Genomic DNA, 24,880 nt, shown 5'->3' with positions numbered 1-24,880 from the left:
TTCTACAATGCCGGGGTTATCCGTTCCCGCGCGAACTCTCGCCCGTTTCCATGCTCGCCCGTTTCCCTCTCTACTGGCGGCTCGTCCGGATGGACAAGCCGATCGGCACGCTGCTGCTGCTGTGGCCCACGCTCAACGCCCTGTGGATCGCGTCGGACGGCCATCCGCCGCCCGCGTATGTGTTCATCTTCGCGCTCGGCACGCTGCTGATGCGCTCGGCCGGCTGCGCGATCAACGACTACGCGGACCGCGACTTCGACCGCCACGTGAAGCGCACGGCCGACCGGCCGCTGACCTCGGGCAGGATTCGCGGCTGGGAGGCGCTCGCGATCGCGGTGGGCCTCGCGCTCGTGTCGTTCCTGCTGATCCTGCCGTTCAACGGGCTCACGAAGGCGCTGTCGGTGGTCGCGGTGTTCGTCGCCGCGAGCTATCCGTTCATGAAGCGTTTCTTCGCGATTCCGCAGGCGTATCTCGGCATCGCGTTCGGCTTCGGCATCCCGATGGCGTTCGCCGCGGTGCAGGACACAGTGCCGCCGCTCGCCTGGGTGATGCTGGTCGCGAACATATTCTGGTCGGTGGCGTACGACACCGCGTACGCGATGGTCGATCGCGACGACGACCTGAAGATCGGCATGCGCACCTCGGCGATCACGTTCGGCCGCTATGACGTGCTGGCGATCATGCTGTGTTATGCCGCGATGTTCGCGATCTACGCCTGGCTCGGCGTGCGGCTCGGCTTCGGGGCGCTGTACTGGCTCGGCTGGGCGGGCGCGGTGGGTTGCTCGATCTACCACTACACGTTGATCAAGGACCGCGAGCGCATGCCGTGCTTCGCGGCGTTCCGCCACAACAACTGGCTGGGCGGCGTGCTGTTCGCGGGGATCGCCGCGCATTACTACGCGGCGGCGTCGTTCTGATCCGCGCCCGGCGCTGACGCCGGTCACGCACCCCGGCAGGCCGCGCGCCTCCCGGGGTGTTTTTTTGCATCGGGCATCGGGCATCGTGACGTCGGGCGTTTCCACGCCGGGCGTCGCTATGCCCGGCGTCATGCCGCACGCGTCACGCCGCGCCCAGTTCGTCGCCCATTTCCTGCGCGCGCGTGCGCGCCGCGAGTACGCCGCGCACGATCGCTTCCTGCACGTGCTGCGCGTCGAACGACGCGAGCGCGGCGGCCGTGGTGCCGCCCTTCGAGGTCACGCGCTCGCGCAGCACGCCGGCCGGTTCGCCCGACTGCGCCGCCAGTTGCGCGGCGCCGGTGAAGGTCGCGACCGCGAGCGCGCGGCCCTGCGCCTCGTCCATCCCGAGCTGGCGCGCGGCTTCCTGCAGCGCTTCGATGAAATAGAACACATAGGCGGGCCCGCTGCCCGAGATCGCGGTGACCGCGTCGAGCTGCGCCTCGTCGTCGAACCAGACGATCTCGCCCACCGCGCCGAGCACCTGCCCGGCCAGCGAGCGGCCGGCCGCGTCGACGCCCGCGAGCGCGGCGAGGCCGGTCACGCCCATGCCGACGAGCGCCGGCGTGTTCGGCATGGCGCGCGCCACGCGCGGATAGCCGCCGAGCCAACGCGACAGGTCCGCGCCGCGGATGCCGGCCGCGATGCTGATCACGAGCTGCCCGGACAGATGCGGCGCGAGCGCCTGCGCGACGTCCTTCAGCACCTGCGGCTTCACCGCGAGCACGAGCGCGTCGTAGCCCGCCAGCGTCGCGTCGATCGCGGCGCCGGTGCGTGCGCCCAGCTCGGCCGCGAGGCGCGCGCGCGCCGCTTCGTTGGGGTCGACGGCGTACAGGTCGTGGGCCGCGACGCCGCGCTTGACGAGGCCGCCGAGCAAGGCGGCCGCCATGTTGCCGCCGCCGATGAATGCGATTTTCATGATGAAGGTCGGAAGTGGAAGAGATCGGGAAAAGAGGGGCTCAGTGCGCGTAGTCGCGCGCGCCGAAGATCGCGGTGCCGATGCGCACGATCGTCGCGCCTTCGTGGACCGCGGCCTCGAGGTCGGCCGACATGCCCATCGACAGCGTGTCGAGCGCGAGACCGTCCGCGCGCAGCTGCTCGAACAGCGCGCGCAATGCGCGATGCGGCGCGCGCTGCGCGTCGGCGCCGCCGGCGGGCTCGGGGATCGCCATCAGCCCGCGCAGCCGCAGCGTGGGCAGCGCGGCGACCGCGTGTGCGACCTCGGCAAGCCGGCCCGGCGCGACGCCGCTCTTCGAGGCCTCGCCGCTGATGTTGACCTGCACGCACACGTTGAGCGGCGGCAGGTGGGCGGGGCGCTGCTCGGCGAGCCGTTGCGCGATCTTCAGGCGGTCGACCGAATGCACCCAGTCGAAGCGCTCGGCGACCGGGCGCGTCTTGTTCGATTGCAGCGGGCCGATGAAATGCCATTCGAGCGACGCGCGCAGATCGGCGAGCGCGTCGATCTTGTCGAGCGATTCCTGCACGTAGTTTTCGCCGAACGCGCGCTGGCCTGCCGCATGGGCGGCGCGCACGTCGTCGGCCGGGAAGGTCTTGGAGACGGCCAGCAGCGCGACCGTGTCCGGCGCGCGGCCGGCCGCGCGCGCGGCGGCGTCGATGCGTTGATGGACGGAGGCGAGGCGGGCGGCGAGATCGGGCATGGCAGGCGGAAACGGAAGCGCCGCGCGCGGGCGGCGGATCGTTTGGATTATACGGACCGCGCGCGGCGGCTGTCGCGCGCTCAGCCGTACAGCAGATGCTCGACGAGCTGGATCCAGTGCGCGACGGGCACTGCCGCGCCGCTTTGCAGATGAGCGATGCAGCCGACGTTGCCCGACACGATCATCTGCGGTTCGAGCGCCTGCAGCTGCGCGAGCTTCTGCTTGCGGAGCCGGTACGACAGCGACGGCTGGGTCAGCGAGTAGGTGCCCGCCGAGCCGCAGCACAGGTGGCTGTCGACGGGCAGGTGCACCTCGATGCCGAGCGTCTCCAGCAACTGCTCGACCTTGCCGCGCGACTGCTGGCCGTGCTGCAGCGTGCAGGGCGGATGGTAGGCGACGGTATGCACCGCGCGCCGCCGCGCGAGCGCGGCCAGCTCGCGCTCGAAACCCGTGAGCAGATCCGACAGGTCGCGCGTGAGCGCGACGATGCGGCGCGCCTTGTCGGCATAGGCGGGATCGTCGCGCAGCAGGTGCGCGTATTCGAGCACGGTCGCGCCGCAGCCGGTGGCGTTCATCACGATCGCCTCGGCGCCCTGTTCGATGTGCGGCCACCAGGCGTCGATGTTGCGGCGCGCGTCGTCGAGCGCGTCCGCGTGATAGTTCAGGTGCAGCCGGATCGCGCCGCAACAGCCGGCCTCGGGCGCGATCACGGCCTGCACGCCGAGCGCGTCGAGCACCCGCGCGGTCGCGATGTTGACGTTGGGCAGCATCGACGGCTGCACGCAGCCGGCCAGCATCAGCATCTTGCGCGGATGCTGCGCGGTCGGCCACGCGAGCGGCCGGGTCTTGGCGGGCACCTTGTCGCGCAGCCGCTTCGGCAGCAGCGGGCGCACCTGCTGGCCGAGCCGCATCACGGGCGAGAACAACGTGGCGTTCGGCACGAGGCTCGCGAGCGCGCGGCGCATCAGGCGCTGCGACGCGGGGCGCGGCACCTTCGCGTCGACGTGGCGGCGGCCGATCTCGACGAGCCGCCCGTACTGCACGCCGGACGGGCAGGTGGTCTCGCAGCTGCGGCAGGTCAGGCAGCGGTCGAGGTGCTGCTGGGTGCTGCGCGTGACGGGCGCGCCCTCGACCATCTGCTTGATCAGGTAGATCCGGCCGCGCGGGCCGTCGAGCTCGTCGCCGAGCAGCTGGTAGGTCGGACAGGTGGCCGTGCAGAAGCCGCAGTGCACGCACTTGCGCAGGATCGCGTCGGCTTCGTCGCCGTCGGGGGTGCCGCGGATGAAATCAGCGAGATTGGTCTGCATCGCGCATTCAGAGATCGAGATAGAGCCGGCCGCGGTTGAAGATGCGCGCGGGATCGAAGGCCGCCTTCAGGCCGCGGTGGATTTTCATCTGCGGCGCGGACAGCGGCGTGAACACGCCCGCGCTGCGATCGTAGCCGTGATCGGCGCGGAACAGCGTCGCATGGCCGCCCGCCTGCTTCGCGCTCATGCGCACGGTTTGCGCGTCGGCGTCGGTGATCCACCAGCGCTGCGCGCCGCCCCATTCCATCATCTGGCTGCCGGGCAGCAGCAGCGGCTCGGTGATCGACGGCATCGACAGGCGCCACAGCGCATGGCCCGCCGGGATCGCGGAGAAGAACGGATCGTTCTGCTCGCGCACGCCGGCCCAGAAGCGCTCGGCCTCGACCGCGTCGACCACCTCGCCGCCGAGCACCATCTTCGCGCTCTTGATCGCGGCCTCGGCGCCCGACACGCGCAGCACCAGCGTGCCGTTGCGCCACGCGCTCGCGCTCACGGGCAGGGGCCGGCCCGCCCATTCGTTGAGCTTGCGCACCGCGTCGGTCGCGCTCATGTCGAAGCGCAGCGTGATCTCGGCGACGGGGCGCGGCAGCACCTTCACCGACAGCGACAGGATCAGTCCGAGCGTGCCGAGCGAGCCGGCCAGGAGGCGCGACACGTCGTAGCCGGCGACATTCTTCACCACCTGCCCGCCGAAGCGCAGCACTTCGCCGCGGCCGTTCATCACGGTGGCGCCGAGCACGAAGTCGCGCGGCGCGCCGGCGCTCGCGCGGCGCGGGCCGGCGAGGCCGGCCGCGAGCGCGCCGCCGAAGGTGGCGTCGCGTCCGAAGTGGGGCGGTTCGAACGGCAGCATCTGGCCGCACTCGGCGAGCGCCGCCTCGACCTGCGCGAGCGGCGTGCCGGCGCGCGCGGTCACGACCAGCTCGGCCGGATCATAGGAGGCGATGCCCTGATAGGCGCGCGTATCGAGGATCTCGCCTTCCAGCGCCTGGCCGTACCAGTCCTTCGTGCCGCCGCCGCGGATCCGCAGGGCGCGGCCGTCCGCGCTGGCCTCGCGGATCCGTTCGGCCCAACCGGCGACGATGTCGTCCTCTTCCATGCGTTCTGTCTCGTTGTGTTTTTCTGTCCGGTCGATTGTACCGGCGCGGCGGCGCCGCACATCCCCGGCTATCCCTAGGATTGGCTTACAGCAGGGACGCGAATCGCGCATTCATGCCGGGGAAATGCCCGAAATCGCCCGCATGGCGGCGGCGCGCGCCGTTTGTCCGGCCCGGCGGCGCGCCGAGCCGGGTGCTCCGCGCCCCCGCAGGAAGGCGCTCGGAGGCGCGCCGTGCCGGGCCGGGCCTTCGCAGGCGCGTTCCATAGGTAAACAGCGTCCGGGCCGCGCGCCTCAGAAGCGCGGCAGGTCGGGGTGCGGCAGCAGGCCGCCGCGCACGTGCAGGCGGCCGTATTCGGCGCAGCGCGCGCGGGTCGGGATGCCCTTGTCGGGATTGAGGAGCCCGGGCGGATCGAAGGCCCGCTTGACCGCGAAGAACGCATCGCGCTCCTGCGGCGAGAACTGCACGCACATCGAGTTCAGCTTTTCCGTGCCGACGCCGTGCTCGCCCGTCACCGTGCCGCCGAATTCGACGCAGGTCTCCAGGATGTCCGCGCCGAACAGCTCGGCGCGGTGCAGCTCGTCGGGATCGTTGGCGTTGAACAGGATCAGCGGGTGCATGTTGCCGTCGCCCGCATGGAACACGTTGATGCACCGCAGCCCGTAGCGCCCCTCCAGCTGCTCGATGCGCGCGAGCAGCGGCCCGATCGCGCGGCGCGGCACGGTGCCGTCCATGCAGTAGTAGTCGGGCGAGATCCGGCCCGCCGCCGGGAACGCGTTCTTGCGCCCGGACCAGAAGCGCAGCCGCTCGGCCTCGGTGCGCGACACCTGGATCCGCGTCGCGCCGTGCTCGCGCAGCACCGCGGTCACGCGCACGACCTCCTCCGCGACCTCCTCGGGCGTGCCGTCCGATTCGCACAGCAGGAGCGCCGCCGCGTCGAGGTCGTAGCCCGCGTGCGTGAACGACTCGACCGCCTGTGTCGCGGGCTTGTCCATCATCTCGAGGCCGGCCGGGATGATGCCGGCCGCGATGATCGCGGCGACCGCCTCGCCACCCTTCACGACGTCGTCGAAGCTCGCCATCACGAGCTGGGCGGTCTGCGGCTTCGGGATCAGGCGCACCGTGACCTCGGTGATGATCGCGAACATGCCTTCGCTGCCGATCGTCACGGCGAGCAGGTCGAGGCCGGGCGTGTCGAGCGCGAGCGAGCCGAACTCGACGATCTCGCCGTCGATCGTCACCGCGCGCACGCGCAGCACGTTGTGGACGGTCAGCCCGTACTTGAGGCAATGGACGCCGCCCGAATTCTCCGCGACATTGCCGCCGATCGTGCAGGCGATCTGCGACGAGGGATCGGGCGCGTAGTAGAGGCCGTAGGGTGCGGCGGCCTCGGAGATCGACAGGTTGCGCACGCCGGGCTGCACGGTGGCCGTGCGCGCGTACGGGTCGACCTCGACGATCCGCTTGAAGCGCGCGAGCGACAGCACGACGCCGAGCGCGATCGGCAGCGCGCCGCCCGACAGGCTCGTGCCCGCGCCGCGCGGCACGATCGGCACGTCCATGCGCCGGCAGATCTGCACGATCCGCTGCACCTGCGATTCGGTTTCGGGCAGCGCGACCGCGAGCGGCAGGCGGCGGTAGGCCGACAGTGCGTCGCATTCATAGGCGGCGGTGTCCTCGTCGCGGTACAGCAGACAGTGCGTCGGCAGCACCGCCATCAGGGCCTGCACGACTTCGCGCTGGCGCTGGGCGCGCGCGTCGGCCGGCAATGCGTCGGGGGCGTTCATGTCTCCTCCTGGGTGGGCGCGGCGCGGGCCGCGGCCCGTCATGCGTCGGTCGTGAAGATCTTGCCGGGGTTCATCAGGTTGTGCGGATCGAGCGCGAGCTTGATCGCGCGCATCGCGTCGAGCGCGTTCTCGCCGTGCTCGAGCGCGAGGAAGCGCATCTTGTGCAGCCCGACGCCGTGCTCGCCGGTGCAGGTGCCGCCCATCCGCAGCGCGCGCTCGACGATCCGCTGGTTGAGCGCCTCCGCCTCGGCCAGTTCCTCGGGCCGCGCGGGATCGATCAGGATCGCGACATGAAAATTGCCGTCGCCGACGTGACCGACGATCGGGCACGGCAGCGACGAGGCGCGCAGGTCGAGTTCGGTTTCCTCGACGCAGGCGGCGAGCTGCGAGATCGGCACGCAGACGTCGGTGGTCACGGCGCGGCAGCCGGGCTTCAGTTGCAGCATCGCGAAGAACGCGTTGTGGCGCGCGGCCCAGAGCCGGCTGCGCTCCTCGGGGCGCGTCGCCCAGGCGAAATCGCGGCCGTCGTGCTGGGCGGCGAGCGTCTGCACGGTCTCGGCCTGCTCCTTGACGCCGGCCTCGGTGCCGTGGAATTCGAAGAACAGCGTGGGCGCCTCGGCGAGCGACAGGTGCGCGTGGCGATTGATCGAGCGGACCGCGAGCGCATCGATGAATTCGACGCGCGCGATCGGCACGCCGAGCTGGATGGTTTCGATCACGGTGCGCACCGCCGCGCCCATCGACGGGAACGCGCAGACCGCGGCCGATACGGCTTCGGGCAGCGGGTGCAGGCGCAGCGTGATCTCGGTGATCACGCCGAGCGTGCCCTCGGAGCCGACGAACAGGCGCGTCAGGTCGTAGCCGGCCGACGACTTGCGCGCGCGCGTGCCGGTTCGCACCACGCGGCCGTCGGCGAGCACCGCGGTGAGCCCGAGCACGTTTTCACGCATGGTGCCGTAGCGCACGGCGTTGGTGCCGGACGCGCGGGTCGCGGTCATGCCGCCGATGCTCGCGTCCGCGCCCGGATCGATCGGGAAGAACAGGCCGGTGTCGCGCAGCGCGTCGTTGAGGGTCTTGCGGGAAATGCCGGGCTCGACGGTGACGGTCAGGTCCTCCGCGTCGATCGACAGCACCCGGTCCATGCCGGACACGTCGAGCGACACGCCGCCGCGCACCGCGAGCAGGTGGCCTTCGAGCGACGAGCCCGCGCCGTACGGAATCACCGGCACGCCGTGCCGCGCGCACAGCCGCACCACCTCGCGGACCTCGTCGGCGCTGCGGGCGAACGCGACGGCGTCGGGCGGCACCGGATCGAACGGCGATTCGTCGCGGCCGTGCTGGGTGCGCACCGCCTCGGCGGTCGACACGCGTTCGCCGAGCGTCGCGACGAGCGCGTCGAGGAGGGCGGGCGGGAACGGAGGGCGGGGCCGGGCCGGGGGGGCGGGGTGATTCAATCGAGTCTCCTGTCCAGCTTGTAGGCGTGCACCGCGGCGAGGCGGCCGGGTCATTCTACGCCGGAAAGCCGCGCGCCCGTCGCGCCGCGGGCTGCGATAATCGGCGTCTGCCGCGCCCGCGCATCGCGCGCCGCGGCCATCTGCAGCCATGCTTACCAAGGGGACAGGGATGGGCAACCGCCTGAGCAAGATCGCCACCCGCACCGGCGACGACGGCACCACCGGCCTCGGCGACGGTCGCCGGGTGCGCAAGAGCGACGCGCGGATCGCCGCGATCGGCGACGTCGACGAGTTGAACTCGCAGCTCGGCGTGCTGCTCGCGGAGCCGCTGCCGGACGACGTGCGCGCGGCGCTGGAGACGATCCAGCACGACCTGTTCGACCTGGGTGGCGAGCTGTGCATCCCCGGCCACCGGGTCGTCGGCGATACGCATCTCGCGCGCCTCGACGCCTGGCTGGCCGACTACAACGGCCGGCTGCCGCCGCTCAAGGAGTTCATCCTGCCGGGCGGCGCGCGCGCGGCGGGGCTCGCGCACGTGTGCCGCACCGTGTGCCGGCGCGCCGAGCGCGCGATCGTTACGCTCGGCGAGACCGAGGCGCTCGACGCCGCGCCGCGCCGCTACGTGAACCGGCTGTCGGACCTGCTGTTCGTGCTGGCCCGGATCCTGAACCGCTCGGCGGGCGGGACCGACGTGCTGTGGGTGCGCGGCCGCGCCGATTAGGCGCGCGGCGGACCGGGGTCCGCCATTATTTTGAGATGCGACAATTTGCCCGGGACAAGCCACGCCTTTAAACATGTACTGTGTGTGCATCTTTAAAGGAGAAAGAATCATGACGCAGATCACGGCAGAGCAGATGGCGCGGGTGAAGGCGACCGCACCGGTTCTCGCGGAGCACGGCGCGACCATCACGCGGCATTTCTACCAGCGCATGTTCGAGCGGCATCCCGAGCTGAAGAACCTGTTCAACCAGACCCACCAGAAGACCGGCAGCCAGCCGGAGACGCTCGCGAAGGCGGTGTATGCCTACGCGGCGAACATCGACAACCTGGGCGTGCTGGGCGGCGCGGTGACGCGGATCGCGCACAAGCACGCGAGCCTGAACATCCGGCCCGAGCACTATCCGATCGTGGGCGAGAACCTGCTCGCCTCGATCGTCGAGGTGCTCGGCGACGTGGTCGATCCGGAGACGCTCGAAGCGTGGCGGGTGGCCTACGGGCAGCTCGCGCAGCTGCTGATCGGCGTCGAGGCCAATCTCTACGAAGGGGCGGCGTGGAGCGGCTACCGGCCGTTCCGGGTCGCGCGCAAGGTGCGCGAGAGCGACGTGATCACGTCGTTCTACCTGAGCCCGGCGGACGGCGGCGCGGCGCCCGACTTCGAGCCGGGCCAGTACGTGACGGTCAAGCGTTTCGTCGGCGAGCTGGGCGTCGATCAGCCGCGCCAGTACAGCCTGTCCGACGCGCCGCACGGCCGCTGGCTGCGGATCTCGGTGAAGCGCGAGGCGGGGCAGGGCGAGGCGATTCCGGCGGGGCGGGTGTCGACGCTGCTGCACGACGGCGTCGAGGAAGGCGCGATCGTCGAGGTGACCGCGCCGATGGGCGACTTCACGCTGGCGCGCGACCGCGCGACGCCGGTCGTGCTGATCTCGGCGGGGGTGGGGATCACGCCGATGGTGTCGATGGCGCAGACGCTCGCGGACGAGGGCAGCGCGCGCGAGGTCCGCTTCATCCACGCGTGCCGCTCGGGGCGCATGCATGCATTCCGCGACTGGCTCAACGCGCTGGCCGCTGCGCATCCGAACGTCACGCGCACGGTGTTCTACGAGCTGGTCGGGCCGGACGACCGCGCGGGCGTCGAGCACGACGCGGAAGGGCGGCTCACGCTGGCGCGGCTCGAGCGGCATGCGCTCGTGGCGGACGCCGATTACTACATCTGCGGGCCGGTGGGATTCATGAAGATGCAGCGCGATGCGCTCGTCGCGCTCGGCGTGGCGCCGGCACGCGTGCATACCGAGATCTTCGGCTCGGGCGCGCTGGAGTGAGAGGGTGGGCGACGGCTCAGGGGCGCGCCCCGCGCCGTCGCCAGCGCGTGGCCAGGCCGACGGCCAGCGTCGCGAGGGCCAGGGCGATCACGAAGCTGAGCAGCAGCCAGACCGTGGTGATGATGTCTTCGTGCTGCTCGCCGCCGACCGAGTTCAGGGCGCGAAACAGCGGCTGGAACGCGGCGTAGGATGCGTTGCTGGCAGACCAGGCGCGCACCGGCTCGCTCGTGACGAGCAAGAGATAGACGGGGACGGTCATCAGGAGCCCCAGCAGCAGGCACGCCCATGTTTTCTTCATCGTACGATCACCCGACCGTAGTATCGGATCGAGGTGCCTGGAACCGTGCCGGTAGTCTGAGCCTTCAGGTCAGTCCGCAGCCGGGAGAATTGGACGTGGCTCGGCGGAGTGATGCAACCCTCACTGACGCTCTGGTCCCGGTTGGGTGAAGGCGAAACGCGCCTTGCTTTACCCCGTTGATAAAGGTGTGATCATCTATTTTTCCATCGATTCGATAGAGTGCGAACCATTCCGCGCGATGCGTGCCGGCACGCACATCTTTGAAGAAATCCCAGAGCATGCCGAGATGCCCGCCACTTTGGCGATCCACGATGTAATAAGTCCCATGGGGAATGGGACCTTTGTCTACAACTGAAACTGCAGATGGGTCGTTTTTGTAGGGGTGGCTGCCAGAAAATGCAGGGACACTACCGAATCCCGGGCAAATGAACGATGAAATGCTACGCCTGTTTAACGTATAGGTGCACTCTACTGGCAAGATAACCTCCGGGGAAATAATCCGCCGTGGTTTTCAATAACGCAGACATTGAAATGTCTGGTGAAAGACTTTCTGCGGAGACGGAGTGGGGCTATCGATGCAACGAGATCCCTGTATATGAGAATGGTCTCAAATGAAAACAGACTCTTTTTCGGGATGAAGGACGGATGACCCGTCCTTCATTTTTGCGTGAGTCAATTCGTGACCCGCTCGAACGCACAAAGCGTGTTCCAACTTGCCGGCTCCGGCGCACGGACATCGTCTCGATCGACGACCTCCGTGCGCATCGCCCGCCCCCGTGTCAGTTCCCGCTGCCGCGCGCGATGCGGCGCGCCTTCACCGCTTCCGCGAGGCCTTCGAGCACCTTCACGCTCTCGTCCCAGTCGATGCAGGCGTCGGTGATGCTCTGGCCGTAGGTCAGCGTGCAGCCTTCCTGCAGGTCTTGGCGGCCGGCCACCAGATGCGACTCCACCATCACGCCGACGATCCGCTCGTCGCCGGCCGCGAGCTGGCGGCCGATGTCCGCGCACACGGGAATCTGGTTCTCGTGCCGCTTCGAGCTGTTCGCGTGGCTCGCATCGATCATCAGGCGCGCGGCGAGGCCCGCCTTGCCGATGTCGCCGCACGCGGCGTTCACGCTGTCCGCATCGTAGTTCGGGGTCTTGCCGCCGCGCAGGATCACGTGGCAATCCTCGTTGCCCGCCGTCGACACGATCGCTGAATGGCCGCCCTTCGTCACCGACAGGAAATGGTGCGGCTGCGACGCCGCCTTGATCGCGTCGACCGCGATCTTCACGTTGCCGTCGGTGCCGTTCTTGAAGCCGACCGGGCACGACAGCCCCGACGCCAGCTCGCGATGCACCTGCGACTCGGTGGTGCGCGCGCCGATCGCGCCCCACGAGATCAGGTCCGCGATGTATTGCGGGCTGATCATGTCGAGGTATTCGGTGCCGGCGGGCAGGCCCATCTCGTTGATGTGCATCAGCAGCTCGCGCGCGATGCGCAGGCCGTCGTTGATCTTGAAGCTGTTGTCGAGGTGCGGATCGTTGATGAGCCCCTTCCAGCCGACCGTGGTGCGCGGTTTCTCGAAGTACACGCGCATCACGATCTCCAACTCGCCCGCGAAGCGCTGGCGTTCCTTGGCGAGCCGGCCCGCGTATTCGAGCGCCGCCTGGGTGTCGTGGATCGAGCACGGCCCGATGATCACGATCAGGCGGTCGTCCATGCCGTGCAGGATCCGGTGCAGCGATTGACGCGCGTTGTAGATCAGCTCGGACGCGGCCTCGCTGCACGCGAACTCGCGGATCAGGTGGGCGGGCGGCGTCAGTTCCTTCAGTTCGCGGATACGGACGTCATCGGTATTGTGCGGGGGCATGCTAGTTCTCCAGGACGGGGCGCCACGGGGGCGGCTATCGATCAGTTCTGCAATTCGGGTTGCGTCAATTCGGTTGTGCGGGCGGCCGGTTCGTCGGGGCAAAAAAAAACCGCCGGGTTTGCCGGCGGTTTTTCAGGAATTTCGTGTGCGCTTGGTGCGCCATCACTCCTCTCGATCCGCCAGGGGTCTGAGATGCCAGAAAAAGTAAAAGTAAAACTTGGCGGACATGACGGAGAGGTTCGGTGCGTTGAAAACGTGATTGCGATTTATACCCCGACCTGGCGCGCTTGGCAATCCGGCTGGGTCAAAAATGCGGACAATCCGCATATCTCGATGAAGATGTGCAGACTATCCGCGTAACTATCTCAATGACCATGCACTCAGACGGTGCCGCCGACGGTCATCCTGTCGATCCGCAGGGTCGGCTGGCCGACGCCCACCGGCACGCTCTGGCCTTCCTTGCCGCAGACTCCGACGCCGCTGTCGAGGCGCATGTCGTTGCCGATCATGCTCACGTACTTGAGCGATTCCGGGCCGCTGCCGATCAGCGTCGCGCCCTTGACCGGGTAGGTGATCTTGCCGTCCTCGATCATGTAGGCCTCGGACGCCGAGAACACGAACTTGCCGTTCGTGATGTCGACCTGGCCGCCGCCGAAGTTCACCGCGTACAGCCCGTGCTTGACCGATTCGATGATCTCGCGCGGATCCTTGTCGCCGTTCAGCATGTAGGTGTTGGTCATGCGCGGCATCGGCAGCGCCGCGTACGATTCGCGGCGCGCGTTGCCGGTGACGGGCATTTTCATCAGGCGCGCGTTCAGCGTGTCCTGGATGTAGCCCTTCAACACGCCGTCCTCGATCAGCGTCGTGCACTGGGTCGGGTTGCCTTCGTCGTCGATGTTGAGCGAGCCGCGGCGGTTCGGCAGCGTGCCGTCGTCGACCACCGTCACGCCCTTGGCCGCGACCCGCTCGCCGATCCGCCCGGCGAACGCCGACGAACCCTTGCGGTTGAAGTCGCCCTCGAGCCCGTGGCCGATCGCCTCGTGCAGCAGCACGCCCGGCCAGCCCGAGCCGAGCACGACGGTCATCGCGCCCGCCGGCGCGGGGCGCGCGTCGAGGTTGACGAGCGCCGCGTGCACCGCGTCGTCGACATAGCGCGCGAGCACTTCGTCGGTGAAGTAGCCGTAGTCGAAGCGGCCGCCGCCGCCGCCCGAGCCGATCTCGCGGCGGCCGTTCTGCTCGGCGATCACCGTGACGGACACGCGCACGAGCGGGCGGATGTCGGCCGCGAGCGCGCCGTCGCTGCGCGCGACCAGCACGACGTCGTATTCGCCCGCGAGGCCCGCCATCACCTGCGTGATGCGCGGATCGCGGCCGCGCGCCATCTGCTCGACGCGTTCGAGCAGCTTGACCTTGGCGGTCGCGTCGAGCGACGCGAGCGGATCGGCGGGCAGGTACAGGTCGCGGCCCGAGATGCCCTTCAGCGTCGAGGCGACCTGCACCTTGTGCTTGCCGCCGCCCGCGCGGGCGATCGCCTTGGTCGCGGCCGCGGCCTGCGCGATCGCTTCCGGCGACAGGTCATCGGAGTACGCGAACGCGGTGCGTTCGCCCGCCACGGCGCGCACGCCGACGCCCTGGTCGATGCTGAAGCTGCCCGACTTGACGATGCCTTCCTCGAGGCTCCAGGCTTCGCTGCGGGTGGCCTGGAAATACAGGTCGGCGTAGTCGACCCGGTGCGTGAAGATATCGGCGAGCGTGCGCGTCAGCAGGGTTTCGTCCAGGCCGTACGGCGTGAGCAGGATGTCTTTCGCGAGCGCGAGGTTGCGGATGCCGGGTTCGATGATGTTCATTCAGGTATCGGGGAATCTCTAAAAAGCGGTTAGCGAACGCGCGTGACAGGGTATCCGGTCAAATTCAGATGGTGGGCGGCGGGCCGGTTTTCAAGCGGGCGGGCTCAGGCCAGCACGCGGTGGCGCCAGGCGGGCAGGCTCTCGCGCACCTCGGCGAGCCGGGCGGGATCGAGCGCGCCGCTCACGACCCCGGCGCCCTCGTCGCGCACCGCGACGATCTCGCCCCACGGGTCGATCAGCATGCTGTGTCCCCAGGTGCGGCGGCCGTTGCCGTGCTTGCCGCCCTGCGCGGCGGCGAGCACATAGCACTGATTCTCGACCGCCCGCGCGCGCAGCAGCGTTTCCCAGTGCGCGCGGCCCGTCGTATACGTAAACGCCGACGGCACGACGATCAGCGCGCAATCGCCCATCCGCCGGTACAGCTCCGGAAAGCGCAGATCGTAGCAGACCGACAGCCCGACGCGCCCGAACGGCGCCTCGAAGGTGCGCACGGCATCGCCGGGGCGGATCGTGCGCGACTCGTCGAACGACTCCTCGCCCTTCTCGAAGCTGAACAGGTGGATCTTGTCGTAGCGCGCGGCCTCGCGGCCCTGCGGATCGAACACGAGCGTGGTGTTCAGCACGCGCGACGGCTCCGGCGCGCGCAGCGGCAGCGTGCCGCCGATCACCCAGACGCCGTGACGCCGCGCGGCGTCCGCGAGGAAGCGCTGCAGCGGGCCGTCCTGGTGCGGTTCGGCGAGCGCGAGCTTGTCGGTGTCCTTGAAACCCATGAAGCAGAAGTACTCGGGCAGCAGCACGAGGCGGGCGCCGTCGGCGGCCGCCTCGGCGATCAGCCGGTCGGCCTCGGCGAGGTTGGCGGCGACGTCGGGCGCGCTCACCATCTGCAGCGCGGCGACCCGGAAGGGGGAGGCGGAAGCGGATCGGTCGGTCATCGCAAGTCCGGTTGCCTGGAAAAAGGGTGCGGGCCCATCGGCGGCCGAATCAGTGACCGGCCGCATCGGCGGGCGCGTGGATCATCTTACCGCGATCGCCGCGCACCCGCTCGATGTGGGGATGCGCCCACGAACCGGTGATCGCGTAGTCGACCGCGAACGCGCGCGAGAGGGTCTGCGACAGCGCGACGTCGGCGGCCAGCACGCCCAGGCCGAGCAGCGGATTGATCACGGCGGCCGCGATCGCGGCCGCGCCGGCGCTGACCTTGGGCGCGACGTGCGCGTGCAGGTCCTGGGTCTCGTGCGCGAGATCGACCGCGCCCGCGAGCGTGACCCGGGCCGGCGCGGTGACCATCTCGAAGTCGCCGAGGCGGGCGATGCCGTTCGCGATCTGGCCGTTGCCGCTGATCTTCTCGAACGGCAGGCCCTTGCCGATCACGTCGCGGAAATCGAGCGTCAGGAAGCGCGCGAGGCTTTGCAGGCTCAGCACGCCGAGCAGCTTCGCCGCACCCGGGTCGACCTTCAGGATCTGGCCGTGCTGCAGGTCGAGCGACAGGACGCCGCCGAGCGTCGGGTAGTCGATCGCGGTCGGGCCGCCGCGCCAGCCGACCTTGCCGGTCAGCGTGCCTTTGCCGTCCGCGATGGTGCGCGGCAGCCCGACCCGGTCGAGCAGGGCGCCGGCATTGTCGATGTCGAGCCGGAAGTCGAACACGGTGCGGCGCGGCGCGTCGTCCTCGTCGACGCCGCGCGCGAGCGCGCGGCGCGAGGTGCGCCAGTTCGCGGTCGCGGTCAGCTTGGCCGCCGGGTTCGCGAGTTCGAGCTTGTCGAGCTGCCAGACCGGCACGCCGTTCTCGTCGAGGTTGCGCGCGTTGACTTCGAGCCGGCCGATGTCGTGGCCGCGCGCCACCACCTGATCGACCACCAGGTCGATGGCCGGCATCGCGTGGTCGGCGGGCGTCGGCAGGTCCATCGCGCGGCCGACCAGGTCGTGCTCGGCGCTGTCCGGGATCACGAGCTTCGCGAGCCGCGCGTTGAGCACGCCGGCCGCGTGGGCGCCGCTGCCCGGCGCCCACGACAGGTAGCCCGACACCTGGTTCGAGGCGATGTTCGCCTGCCACAGGTCGTCGACGTGCGAGGCGCCGACGATCACGTTTTCCCAGTTGCGCTTGAGCAGCTTGAGCGTGCCGAAGTGCAGCGCGAAGCGCTTCGGCGCGAAGCTCGCGAGGTCGACCCGCGGTTGCGCCTGCGGGGCCGGCGCGCTCGAACCGGTGCGCAGCGTCTTGGCGAACGCGAGCCACGCGTCGGCGTCGAGTTCCGGCACGTCGACGGCGGCCGTCACGCCGTCGTGCGGCAGGTCGGGCATGCGGTTCATGCCGAGCGCGCCGCGCACCGCGCTGACCGGCTGGTCGCGCGTGAGGTCGAGCACGTAGCGCGCGCCGATCGGCCCGAGCTTCAGGTCCGCGCGCACGCGCTGGCGGTCGCCCGGCTCCGCCTCGGGCGCGAGCGTGAAGTCGAACGGCAGCGGCTCGCCCGCGGGCTTCGCGAACGGCGCGGGAAAGTGCAGCGCGACATCGGTCAGGTCGGCGTGCGCGGTGATCTCGGGCGGGCCGTCCTTCTTCATGCCGCGCACCGTGATCTGGTAAGGCGCGTCGCCCACCACCCGGCCGAGCAGGGTCGCCGCCGCGCCGCGCAGGCCCAGGTTGCGCGCGGCGTCGAGCGCGATCCGGCCATCGACGTCGAACGCGTAGCGGCCGTCCGCCTCGAGCCCGCCGCGCGCGCTCAGGTCGCCGCCGAGGAAGCGGCCGGTCAGCCGCTCGGCGGCGAGCGTGTGCTGGGTGAAGCGCAGCTGGCCGTGCAGGCGCGACAGCGGCGGCAGGCCGTCGGTTTCGAGCGTGTTGCCGGCGAGCCCGATCGTGCCTTCGACATCGGTGTGCGGATGCGCGACGTGCTGCGGGATCGTCAGTTTCAGCGCGAGCGTCGCCGGGCCTTGCGCGCGGAGCCGTTCGCCGAGGCGGCCGGTCATCCCGCCGACCGCGCTGCGGTTCGCGTAGTCGAGCAGGTCGGCGAGCGGGCCGCGCGCGCGGCCCTCGATCACGAGCGGCGAATGCAGCGGGTTGCCGAGGTCGGCGATGTGGCCGCGGACCGGATCGAGCACGACCCCCTTGTAGTGCGCGCGGCCGATGTCGAAGCGCAGCTTGTTCTGTTCGATCTCGAACACGCCGTCGATGCCGTCGAGCGCCGGCCACACGTTCGGCGTGCCGTTCGCGAGCGTGTGCAGCGGCTGCGGCGTGGGTTCGAAGCGCCCGCCCGTGAACGGCGCGACGATGTGGAACACGCCCGCTTTCGGATCGTGCTCGTACGGGAAGGTCTCGAGCGGCCCGCGCGCGACGATCGTCGCGCCGCGCTTGACCTGGCCCGCCTGCAGCGCGTGGCCCAGGTACAGGCGCAGGTGATCGGACAGGCTGGTCGGCAGGTAGCGGACGATCCGGGCGACCGCGGCGCGCTCGAAGTCGGCCTTCAGGTCGAGTTCGCCGCGGCCGTGCCCCGGGTTCGTATAGCGGCCCGCGACCGTGATCGACGCGTCCGGATTGTCGACGTGGAACTCGGGCACCGCGACCTCCACGCGCGCGTGCGGCGTGCCCGCGGCTGGCGTGATGGTCCAGTTCGCGCGGCCGCGCAGCCGGTCGAACGCGAGGCGCGGCTCGTCGAACACGCCGGGCACGGTCACGGCCGCGTTCACTGTGTCGAGGCTCGCCGTGCCCTGGCGCTCGTTGGCGTCGACGTGGCCCCACAGGTTCTCGACGCCGGGAATCCCGGCGCGCGGATGGCCGTGCACGGACAGGCCGGGCGGCGGCTCCTGCGCCTCGATGCTGATGCCTTGCAGGTCGCCCTGGAAGCGGTAGCGGATGATCGGCGCGGCGCCGTTCTGGCGTTCCTCGTCGGCGAGTTCGTTGCTTGCCGGGCGCGCGCGCTCGACTTCCATCGCGTAGTTGGCGACGAGCCCGCGCGGATCGAAGCGCACCAGTTCGTTGCGCAGCCGCGCGGGCAGCGGCAGCCCGCGGATGAATTCCGCGAGGATGCCGAGGTCGACGCGGTCGCCCGCGACGCTCAGCAGCTGGCCGTGCTCGAGGGTCGGCACGCGGTAGCGGGCGGTCAGGGTCGAGAACGCGAGCGAGCGCGACAGCGGCGTGCCGTCGTCGAGCGGCGGCTGGCCCAGCTCGGCGTGCAGGCGCGTGAGGTGCAGCGTGTAGTCGCGCTTCGGCTCGATCGCGAGGTCCCAGCCGAAGCGCGCGACGGGGATGTCGAGGCGCGGCTGGGTCGGGCGCACCCGCAGCGCGACGTCGTAGCCGTGCAGGCTGCCGCGCGCGCCGGTCAGGTGGCCGTCGCGGAAGTTCGCCCAGATCGCATTGTCGATGCGGCCCGCGTAGGCGGTCAGCGGGATGTTGGTGTAGCGCGCGAGGGTTGGCAGGTCGACGGGGCCGGTCGACACGTAGGCGTCGCCGCTCCAGTTGGCGGGCTTGCCGATCGCCACGAGCGGCTTGTGGGTGAAGCGGGCGCGGAAATCGAGCGGGCCGAGGAACAGCGTGCCGTTCGCGGGCGCCTGCAGCGCGAGCCGGTGGCTGGCGCCGTCGTTGAGCACGGCGACCCGGATCCCGGTCAGCGCGAGTTCGGGCGCCGCGCGCTGCGCGTCGCGCCAGCGCAGCGTGCCGCCGCGCAGCACGATCGCCTCCTGCTTGAGCAGCCAGGTGCTGAAGGTGTCGTCGCCGCCGCGGCGGGTGGTCGGCACCGCCACGCCCGCCACCGACAGCGAGCCGTCCGCGTGACGCTCGGCGAGCAGATCCGGCTCGTCGACGATCAGGCTCGACAGCGTGGGGGACAGCCTGAGCAGCGAGCGCCACGACAGCGCGGCGCTCGCGTGCGGCACCGACAGCGCAAGCCGGCCGTCGCGGCCGCGGATCGTCAGGCGGCTGACCTCGACGCCCGGCTGCAGCCCGGACCACGAGGGCGCGAGCCGGCCGATCCGGACGTCGGCGTGCAATTTTTGAGATACGAAGGTTTCGACGCGCGGGCGGAATTCGTCGACGCGCGGCAGCAGGAGATAGCGCAGGCCGAGGAACAGGATGGCCGCGATGAAATACGCGGCGATGCCGAGCACCAGGACCGCCTTGAACACGCGACGCAGGACCGGGTGATCGTGATGCGGAGGCCCGGCTTCGTGCGGCGCGGCGGATTCCTGGCGGTCGGACATGCGGCGAAGGGGCGGCGATATGGTAGTTTTGCGAACTGACGTTGAAATGTATCACAGGGGGTCGCGCGGGCGGCCGCCGGGCGGCCCGCGCGGGCCGCCCGGCCGGCTCCGCACCCGCGCCGCGCGACCCGCCCCTTCCCATTGCGCAGCGCTTGCCATGACCGACGCTTCCCCGCTCCTCAGCACGTCCTATTCCCACTACCTCGCGCGCGCGGTGGCCGCGCGCCCGGCGCTGGCCGGGCAGATCGCCGCCTGGGCGGACGCGCCCGTCACGCGTGCGCGGCTCGATGCGCGCCTGTCGGCGCTGCTCGAGGCCGCCGCGTCCGGGGCCGCCGCGCCGTCCGAGGACGCGCTCAAGCGGGCGCTGCGGCAGCTGCGCGCCGAGGCCTTCGGCGCGGTCGCGGAGCGCGATCTCGCGGGCCGCGCCGACGTCGCGGAGGTCACGGGCACGATGACCGATCTGGCCGAGCTGGCCGTGCAGCGCGCGCTCGCGCTGCTGTCGGCCGACCTGGAGGCGCTCTACGGCGAGCCGCGCGGCCCGTCCGGCGAGCGGCTCGCGCTCGGCGTGGTCGGCATGGGCAAGCTGGGCGGCCGCGAACTCAACGTGTCGTCCGACATCGACCTGATCTTCGTCTACGAGGACGACGGCGATACCGCGGGCGGCAGCCGCGCGGCGATCACCAACCAGGAATTCTTCACGCGGCTCGGCAAGCGCCTGATCGGCGTGCTGTCGGAGGTGACGGGCGACGGCTATGTGTTTCGCGTCGATATGCGGCTGCGCCCGAACGGCGATTCGGGGCCGCTCGTCTGCAGCCTCGGGATGCTCGAGGAATACTTCTACGTGCAGGGCCGCGAGTGGGAGCGCTATGCGTGGATCAAGGGGCGGCTCGTGTCCGAGCCCGACAGCGAGGCGGCGGGCCGGCTCGCGAAGCAGCTCGACGCGCTCGTCAAGCCGTTCGTCTACCGGCGCTACCTCGATTTCGGCGTGATCGGGGCGATCCGCGCGCTGCACCTGCAGATCCGCCAGGAGGCGCAGCGCCGCGCGATGATGCGGCCGGACAAGGCCGACGACATCAAGCTCGGGCGCGGCGGGATCCGCGAGATCGAGTTCAGCGCGCAGGTGTTCCAGCTGATCCGGGGCGGCCAGGACGCCGGGTTCCGGATCCGGCCGACGCTCGCGGTGCTCGCGCACGCGCAGGCGGGCGGGTTGATCGCGGACGAGGTCCGGGCCGGGCTGGCCGACGCCTATCGCTTCCTGCGCGTGCTGGAGCACCGCCTGCAGTACCGCAACGACGCGCAGACCCACGCGATGCCGGTGGATCCGGTCGAGCGCGCGGCGCTCGCGGCGTCGCTCGGCTACGCCGACTACGCGGCGCTGCTGGCCGAGCTGGACCGGCATCGCGGCTTTGTCGAGGCGCAGTTCGACCAGATCTTCGCGGACAAGGAAGGCGCCGAGCCGGGCTGCGGCGCGGCGGACGACGGCGCGGCGGCCTGGATCTGGAGCAGCGCGCTGGCCGACGACGGCGCGGACGACGCGCTGGCCGCGCGGCTCGCGGGCCTCGGCTTCGCCGATCCGGCTGCGATGCGCGCGCGGCTGCGCGCGATCTGGCAGTCGTCGCGCTACGGCGGGCTGCCGGAGAAGAGCCGGCAGCGCTTCGACCGGGTCGCGCAGCGCGCGCTCGAGGCGGCGCCGACGCTCGACGCCGCGCAGCGCGACGAGACCATCGCGCGCTGTTTCGACCTGCTGGAGACGGTGAGCCGCCGCGGCGTGTACCTCGCGCTGCTGACCGAGTACCCGGCCGCGCTCGAACGGGTGCTGTCGGTGCTCGGCGCGACCCGCTGGGGCGGCGGCTACCTGATCCGCCATCCGCAGCTGCTCGACGAGCTGCTCGACGACGAGGCGATCGCGAGCCCGTTCGACTGGCCCGCGTTCAAGGCGGGGCTGCGCGCGCGGCTCGCGGCGGCGGACGGCGCGGAGCAGCAGATGGACCTGCTGCGCCACGCGCAGCACGCGGAGGTGTTCCGGATCCTGCTGATCGACCTCGCGGGCACGCTGTCGGTCGAGCATGTGAGCGACCGGCTCTCGGAGCTGGCCGACGCGGTGCTCGACGTGACGATCGAGGTCGTGTGGTCGCAGCTCGCGAAGCGGCACCGCGACACGCCGTGCTTCGCGGCGATCGCGTACGGCAAGCTCGGCGGCAAGGAGCTGGGCTATGCGTCCGATCTCGACCTGATCTTCCTGTACGACGATCCCGACGAACGCGCGGCCGATGTCTACACGACTTTCACGCGGCGCCTGATCACCTGGCTCACGACCGCGACCGGCGCGGGCGCGCTGTTCGACCTCGACCTCCGGCTGCGGCCGAACGGCGAGGCGGGGCTGCTCGTCACCGATCTCGACGCGTTCCGCCGCTATCAGCTGCGGGAGGGCGACGCGGCGAACACGGCCTGGGTCTGGGAGCATCAGGCGCTGACGCGGGCGCGCTACAGCGCGGGCGACGTGCGGATCGGCGAGGCGTTCGAGGCAATCCGCGTGCAGGTGCTGGCCACGCCGCGCGACGCGGCGCTGCTTGCCCCGGAAATCGTCGGGATGCGCGACAAGGTGTTCGCCGGCCATCCGAACCACACGGCGCTGTTCGATCTCAAGCACGATCGCGGCGGAATGGTCGACATCGAATTCCTGGTTCAGTACTGGGTGCTGCTGCACGCGCCGCATCACCCGGCGCTGATCCGCAACACCGGCAACATCGCGCTGCTGCGCGAGGTCGCGCGGCTCGGGCCCGTGAGCGACGCGGAGGCCGAGACGGTCGGCGCCGCGTATCGCACCTACCGGCGCTTGCAGCATCGGGCGCGTCTCGATGGGATGGAGAAGGCGCGCGTCGAGCCTGGGCGGATCGAGGCCGAGCGCGCGGCGGTCAGCGCGCTATGGGCGCGGGTGTTCGGCTGAGCGGGACGGGCGGGGGCCTGGACCGGACGCCCGCCGCGTATTGAGAATCGATTGAGATTGTTTGAACGGAACCGCGCGTCTCGCAAGAATGCGGGCATCCGTTCACCAGGCGTCGCTGTGCGCCGCAACCGATCTCGAGCCCATCTTGACGTCCACCCGACACTCGCTTTCCACGACCGCGCTGGCTGCCGCCGTCATGGGACTGTTCTCCCTGGCCGCGCCGGCGGCGTCCCAAGCAGCGCCGACTCCTCTCAAGAATGTTCTGCACGGCAATGACCGGTGCCTCGCGTGGCAGCCGGGTGGCGAAACGGTGACGTTTGCCGCGTGCGACGGCGGCGCGGCGCAGGACTGGGTGTTCCAGAAGCAGAATGACGGCACGCATCTGATCCGTAACCGGGCGGCCATCGAGCAGGGCGCGGAGCGCTGCCTGCGCACGCACCCGGACGGCAGTACCGGCCGCGTGGCGCTGGGGACCTGCAAGGGAGACGGCTATACCTCGATGCGCAGCTGGCGCGTCAACGCCGGCCTCGGCGACCAGCTCGCGTTGAGCAACAAGTATCGCGCCGACGCCGGCCGCACCGAGTTGCTGAGCGCCTCGACCGATGCGCCCGGGGTGACGATGCGCGCCGATGCGGGGGGCACGGCTGCCGCCACCTTCACCTATCCGCTGCCGCTGCCCCTGCCCGATCGGCCGTATGCCGGCGACAAGTCGGCCCTGCTGCTGGTGGCGCATTTCTCGGATTCGAAGCCGGCCGACGCCGAGACGGTGCGCAAGGCCGTATTCGGCGACGGCGACGAGTATGCGTCGCTGCGCCGCTATCTCGAGGTGGCGTCGCACGGCAAGCTCAGGCTGCGCGGCGAGACACTCGACAGTGTCGATCTCGGCAAGCGGCCCGCGACCTGCGATTCGAGTGCGATTCTGGCCGCCGCGCGCGACGCGGCCCGCATCCGCGGGGTGAACCCGGACAAGTTCGACCATCTGTTCGTCGACCTGCCGAAGATGAGCAATTGCGGCTGGGCGGGGCTCGCGGCGACGCCGGGCAACTGGATCCTGTCGAACAACAGCGGCTCCGGTTACTGGATGTGGACGCACGAGTTCGGGCATAACCTCGGCGCGAACCACCCGGTTTCGCTGATCGACTGCCCGACGCCGGGCGGCACGGTCGAGGTCGGCGCCGCATGTCGCGTGGGCAAGGTCGATGACCCGTCCGATACGATGGGCGGCGGCGGCCGGCGCTTGTATCCGGGCAGCTACCAGTTGTTCACCGGTTGGCTCGGGGCGAACGACGTGCCGGAGATTCGCGATGCCGGTGCGTATACGCTTGCGCCGTTGTTCGGCGACCGGCCGGGCGCGCGCGGTTACCGGATCAAGCGTAGCGACGGCACGCTGCTGTGGCTCGAGTTCCGCCAGCCGCTGCGGGGTTTCGACGACTGGAAGGCGAACGATCCGTTCGTCAACGGTGTGATCGTGCGGATCGTCGAGCACAAGAGCGGCAAGGTGCTCAACACGCTGGTCGACGCGACACCGGGCAGCGCCAACGGAATGAAGGACGCACCGCTGATGCCGGGCCACTCGTTGCACGATACGCTGTCGGGCAAGATCATCACGGTGAGCTCGCTCGGACCGGATGGCGCTGTGGTGGAGGTGAGGAACGATGGCTTGTTGCTGCCGGAGGCGTCGATCACGGGCCCGCAGCAGGCCGATGCGAACGCGACGGTCACGCTGTCCGGCGCGGCGTCGGTGGGCGAGCGGCTGCAATACCAATGGCGCGCGCCGGTGGGCATCACGTTGAAGCCGGCTGGCAGCAGCGCGAGCTTCGTCGCGCCGGCGGCCGACAAGGAGCGCGACTACGCGTTCGGATTGACCGTGACCAATGACAAGGGCTATGCGGCCAACGCGACACATGTGGTCAAGGTGAAGGCGCAGGAGACGGTCGCGCCGCCGCGCGCGGCGATCAGCGGGCCGGCGAACGCCGCGGGCGGCGAGCGTGTGACGCTGTCGGGCGCGCAGTCGACCGGCAAGGGGCTGGGCTATGCATGGACCAGCCTGTCGGGCGTCGCGCTGACGCAGAACGGCGCAAACGCGAGCTTTGTCGCGCCGAAGGCCGAGGTCGAGCGCAACCACGATTTCCGCCTGACGGTGACCGATGAGCTGAACCGCAAGTCGGAAGCGGTACACCGCGTGACGGTGCGGGCCGATGCCGGGCAGGCCGTGCCCGCGTGGGAGGCGAAGCGGACCTACGCGACGCCGTGCGAGAAGGTTGCGTATGGCGGCAAGACCTGGATGAACGGCTGGTGGGTGCTCGGCGACGTGCCTGGCCAGGGCGGCGAATGGGGCCCATGGCGTGAGTTGGGCGTGGCCAACATGCACGGGCAATGCAAGGGTAAGTAAGGATGCGCTGAAGACGCGACGCGACGGGGCGGGGCGGGGCGGGGCGGGGCGGGGCGGGGCGGGGCGGGGC

The 24,880-nt window shown here is 70.4% G+C and carries 16 protein-coding genes and 1 pseudogene; 5 read left to right on the top strand and 12 right to left on the bottom strand.

Features of this window, described 5'->3' with window-relative positions; all coding sequences use genetic code 11:
- Positions 1 to 50 precede the first annotated feature (50 nt).
- Positions 51 to 917, top strand: coding sequence for a 4-hydroxybenzoate octaprenyltransferase (gene ubiA / locus AC1RQF_RS25740; protein WP_274001254.1), 867 nt, complete (start codon positions 51 to 53; stop codon positions 915 to 917).
- 142 nt (positions 918 to 1,059) lie between these two features.
- Here ubiA and proC read toward each other — a convergent pair whose 3' ends face one another.
- The 6 genes from proC to AC1RQF_RS25710 form a co-directional block, all read right to left on the bottom strand.
- Positions 1,060 to 1,872: a pyrroline-5-carboxylate reductase gene (gene proC, locus AC1RQF_RS25735; protein ID WP_274001255.1), complete on the bottom strand. Its 813-nt coding sequence runs from the start codon at positions 1,870 to 1,872 to the stop codon at positions 1,060 to 1,062.
- Between the two features lie 40 nt (positions 1,873 to 1,912).
- Entirely contained in the window at positions 1,913 to 2,611 is a 699-nt protein-coding gene (locus AC1RQF_RS25730) for a YggS family pyridoxal phosphate-dependent enzyme (protein ID WP_274001257.1), read from the bottom strand.
- A gap of 80 nt (positions 2,612 to 2,691) precedes the next feature.
- Positions 2,692 to 3,918 carry a glycolate oxidase subunit GlcF gene (gene glcF / locus AC1RQF_RS25725; protein WP_274001260.1) on the bottom strand — a complete coding sequence of 409 codons (1,227 nt, stop codon included), beginning with the start codon at positions 3,916 to 3,918 and terminating at the stop codon, positions 2,692 to 2,694.
- A 7-nt stretch (positions 3,919 to 3,925) separates the two neighbouring features.
- The gene (gene glcE / locus AC1RQF_RS25720) at positions 3,926 to 5,014 is read right to left on the bottom strand and encodes a glycolate oxidase subunit GlcE (RefSeq protein WP_492873254.1); all 1,089 of its coding nucleotides are present in this window, start codon (positions 5,012 to 5,014) and stop codon (positions 3,926 to 3,928) included.
- Positions 5,015 to 5,305: 291 nt separating this feature from the next.
- On the bottom strand, positions 5,306 to 6,799 hold the full coding sequence (locus AC1RQF_RS25715; RefSeq protein ID WP_274001265.1) for an FAD-linked oxidase C-terminal domain-containing protein: 1,494 nt from the start codon (positions 6,797 to 6,799) through the stop codon (positions 5,306 to 5,308).
- Positions 6,800 to 6,837: 38 nt separating this feature from the next.
- Entirely contained in the window at positions 6,838 to 8,253 is a 1,416-nt protein-coding gene (locus AC1RQF_RS25710) for an FAD-binding oxidoreductase (protein WP_492873253.1), read from the bottom strand.
- Positions 8,254 to 8,422: 169 nt separating this feature from the next.
- Here AC1RQF_RS25710 and AC1RQF_RS25705 point away from each other — a divergent pair, with 169 nt between their 5' ends.
- On the top strand, positions 8,423 to 8,974 hold the full coding sequence (locus AC1RQF_RS25705; protein WP_492873252.1) for a cob(I)yrinic acid a,c-diamide adenosyltransferase: 552 nt from the start codon (positions 8,423 to 8,425) through the stop codon (positions 8,972 to 8,974).
- A 109-nt stretch (positions 8,975 to 9,083) separates the two neighbouring features.
- Complete coding sequence (gene hmpA / locus AC1RQF_RS25700; RefSeq protein ID WP_492873251.1) at positions 9,084 to 10,292, top strand: NO-inducible flavohemoprotein; 1,209 nt, start codon at positions 9,084 to 9,086, stop codon at positions 10,290 to 10,292.
- 16 nt (positions 10,293 to 10,308) lie between these two features.
- Here the strand turns inward: hmpA and AC1RQF_RS25695 are convergent, their stop codons facing one another.
- From AC1RQF_RS25695 to AC1RQF_RS25670, 6 genes and pseudogenes are all read right to left on the bottom strand, one after another.
- Positions 10,309 to 10,590 (bottom strand): hypothetical protein, encoded by a 282-nt coding sequence (locus tag AC1RQF_RS25695; protein ID WP_492873250.1) that lies wholly within the window; start codon positions 10,588 to 10,590, stop codon positions 10,309 to 10,311.
- A pseudogene (locus AC1RQF_RS25690) lies at positions 10,587 to 11,068 on the bottom strand (DUF2778 domain-containing protein). The gene AC1RQF_RS25695 and the pseudogene AC1RQF_RS25690 overlap by 4 nt, the downstream one beginning before the upstream one ends.
- A 301-nt stretch (positions 11,069 to 11,369) precedes the next feature.
- Positions 11,370 to 12,443, bottom strand: coding sequence for a 3-deoxy-7-phosphoheptulonate synthase AroG (gene aroG / locus AC1RQF_RS25685; RefSeq protein WP_492873249.1), 1,074 nt, complete (start codon positions 12,441 to 12,443; stop codon positions 11,370 to 11,372).
- Between the two features lie 380 nt (positions 12,444 to 12,823).
- Entirely contained in the window at positions 12,824 to 14,290 is a 1,467-nt protein-coding gene (gene tldD, locus AC1RQF_RS25680) for a metalloprotease TldD (protein ID WP_274001272.1), read from the bottom strand.
- 104 nt (positions 14,291 to 14,394) lie between these two features.
- On the bottom strand, positions 14,395 to 15,222 hold the full coding sequence (locus AC1RQF_RS25675; RefSeq protein WP_274001273.1) for a carbon-nitrogen hydrolase family protein: 828 nt from the start codon (positions 15,220 to 15,222) through the stop codon (positions 14,395 to 14,397).
- A gap of 49 nt (positions 15,223 to 15,271) precedes the next feature.
- A complete protein-coding gene (locus AC1RQF_RS25670; protein ID WP_492873248.1) occupies positions 15,272 to 19,471 on the bottom strand; it encodes a YhdP family protein in 4,200 nt (1,399 codons plus the stop codon).
- 157 nt (positions 19,472 to 19,628) lie between these two features.
- On the opposite strand from AC1RQF_RS25670, the gene glnE reads away from it, so the two are divergent.
- Both glnE and AC1RQF_RS25660 read left to right on the top strand, forming a co-directional pair.
- A complete protein-coding gene (gene glnE / locus AC1RQF_RS25665; protein ID WP_274001276.1) occupies positions 19,629 to 22,418 on the top strand; it encodes a bifunctional [glutamate--ammonia ligase]-adenylyl-L-tyrosine phosphorylase/[glutamate--ammonia-ligase] adenylyltransferase in 2,790 nt (929 codons plus the stop codon).
- Between the two features lie 145 nt (positions 22,419 to 22,563).
- Positions 22,564 to 24,810: a carbohydrate-binding protein gene (locus AC1RQF_RS25660; protein ID WP_274001279.1), complete on the top strand. Its 2,247-nt coding sequence runs from the start codon at positions 22,564 to 22,566 to the stop codon at positions 24,808 to 24,810.
- Positions 24,811 to 24,880: the final 70 nt, after the last annotated feature.

This window comes from Burkholderia sp. GW821-FHT14F03 (genome assembly GCF_058803765.1).
Note: the sequence above shows the minus strand (reverse complement) of the source record. Positions and strands in the feature narration are given on the sequence as shown.

Excerpts from the sequence above, each read along its gene's own strand:
- ubiA (WP_274001254.1), top strand. The coding sequence starts at position 51 with ATGCTCGCCCGTTTCCCTCTCTACTGGCGGCTCGTCCGGATGGACAAG.
- proC (WP_274001255.1), bottom strand. The coding sequence starts at position 1,872 with ATGAAAATCGCATTCATCGGCGGCGGCAACATGGCGGCCGCCTTGCTC.
- AC1RQF_RS25730 (WP_274001257.1), bottom strand. The coding sequence starts at position 2,611 with ATGCCCGATCTCGCCGCCCGCCTCGCCTCCGTCCATCAACGCATCGAC.
- glcF (WP_274001260.1), bottom strand. The coding sequence starts at position 3,918 with ATGCAGACCAATCTCGCTGATTTCATCCGCGGCACCCCCGACGGCGAC.
- glcE (WP_492873254.1), bottom strand. The coding sequence starts at position 5,014 with ATGGAAGAGGACGACATCGTCGCCGGTTGGGCCGAACGGATCCGCGAG.
- AC1RQF_RS25715 (WP_274001265.1), bottom strand. The coding sequence starts at position 6,799 with ATGAACGCCCCCGACGCATTGCCGGCCGACGCGCGCGCCCAGCGCCAG.
- AC1RQF_RS25705 (WP_492873252.1), top strand. The coding sequence starts at position 8,423 with ATGGGCAACCGCCTGAGCAAGATCGCCACCCGCACCGGCGACGACGGC.
- hmpA (WP_492873251.1), top strand. The coding sequence starts at position 9,084 with ATGACGCAGATCACGGCAGAGCAGATGGCGCGGGTGAAGGCGACCGCA.
- AC1RQF_RS25695 (WP_492873250.1), bottom strand. The coding sequence starts at position 10,590 with ATGAAGAAAACATGGGCGTGCCTGCTGCTGGGGCTCCTGATGACCGTC.
- aroG (WP_492873249.1), bottom strand. The coding sequence starts at position 12,443 with ATGCCCCCGCACAATACCGATGACGTCCGTATCCGCGAACTGAAGGAA.
- tldD (WP_274001272.1), bottom strand. The coding sequence starts at position 14,290 with ATGAACATCATCGAACCCGGCATCCGCAACCTCGCGCTCGCGAAAGAC.
- AC1RQF_RS25675 (WP_274001273.1), bottom strand. The coding sequence starts at position 15,222 with ATGACCGACCGATCCGCTTCCGCCTCCCCCTTCCGGGTCGCCGCGCTG.
- AC1RQF_RS25670 (WP_492873248.1), bottom strand. The coding sequence starts at position 19,471 with ATGTCCGACCGCCAGGAATCCGCCGCGCCGCACGAAGCCGGGCCTCCG.
- glnE (WP_274001276.1), top strand. The coding sequence starts at position 19,629 with ATGACCGACGCTTCCCCGCTCCTCAGCACGTCCTATTCCCACTACCTC.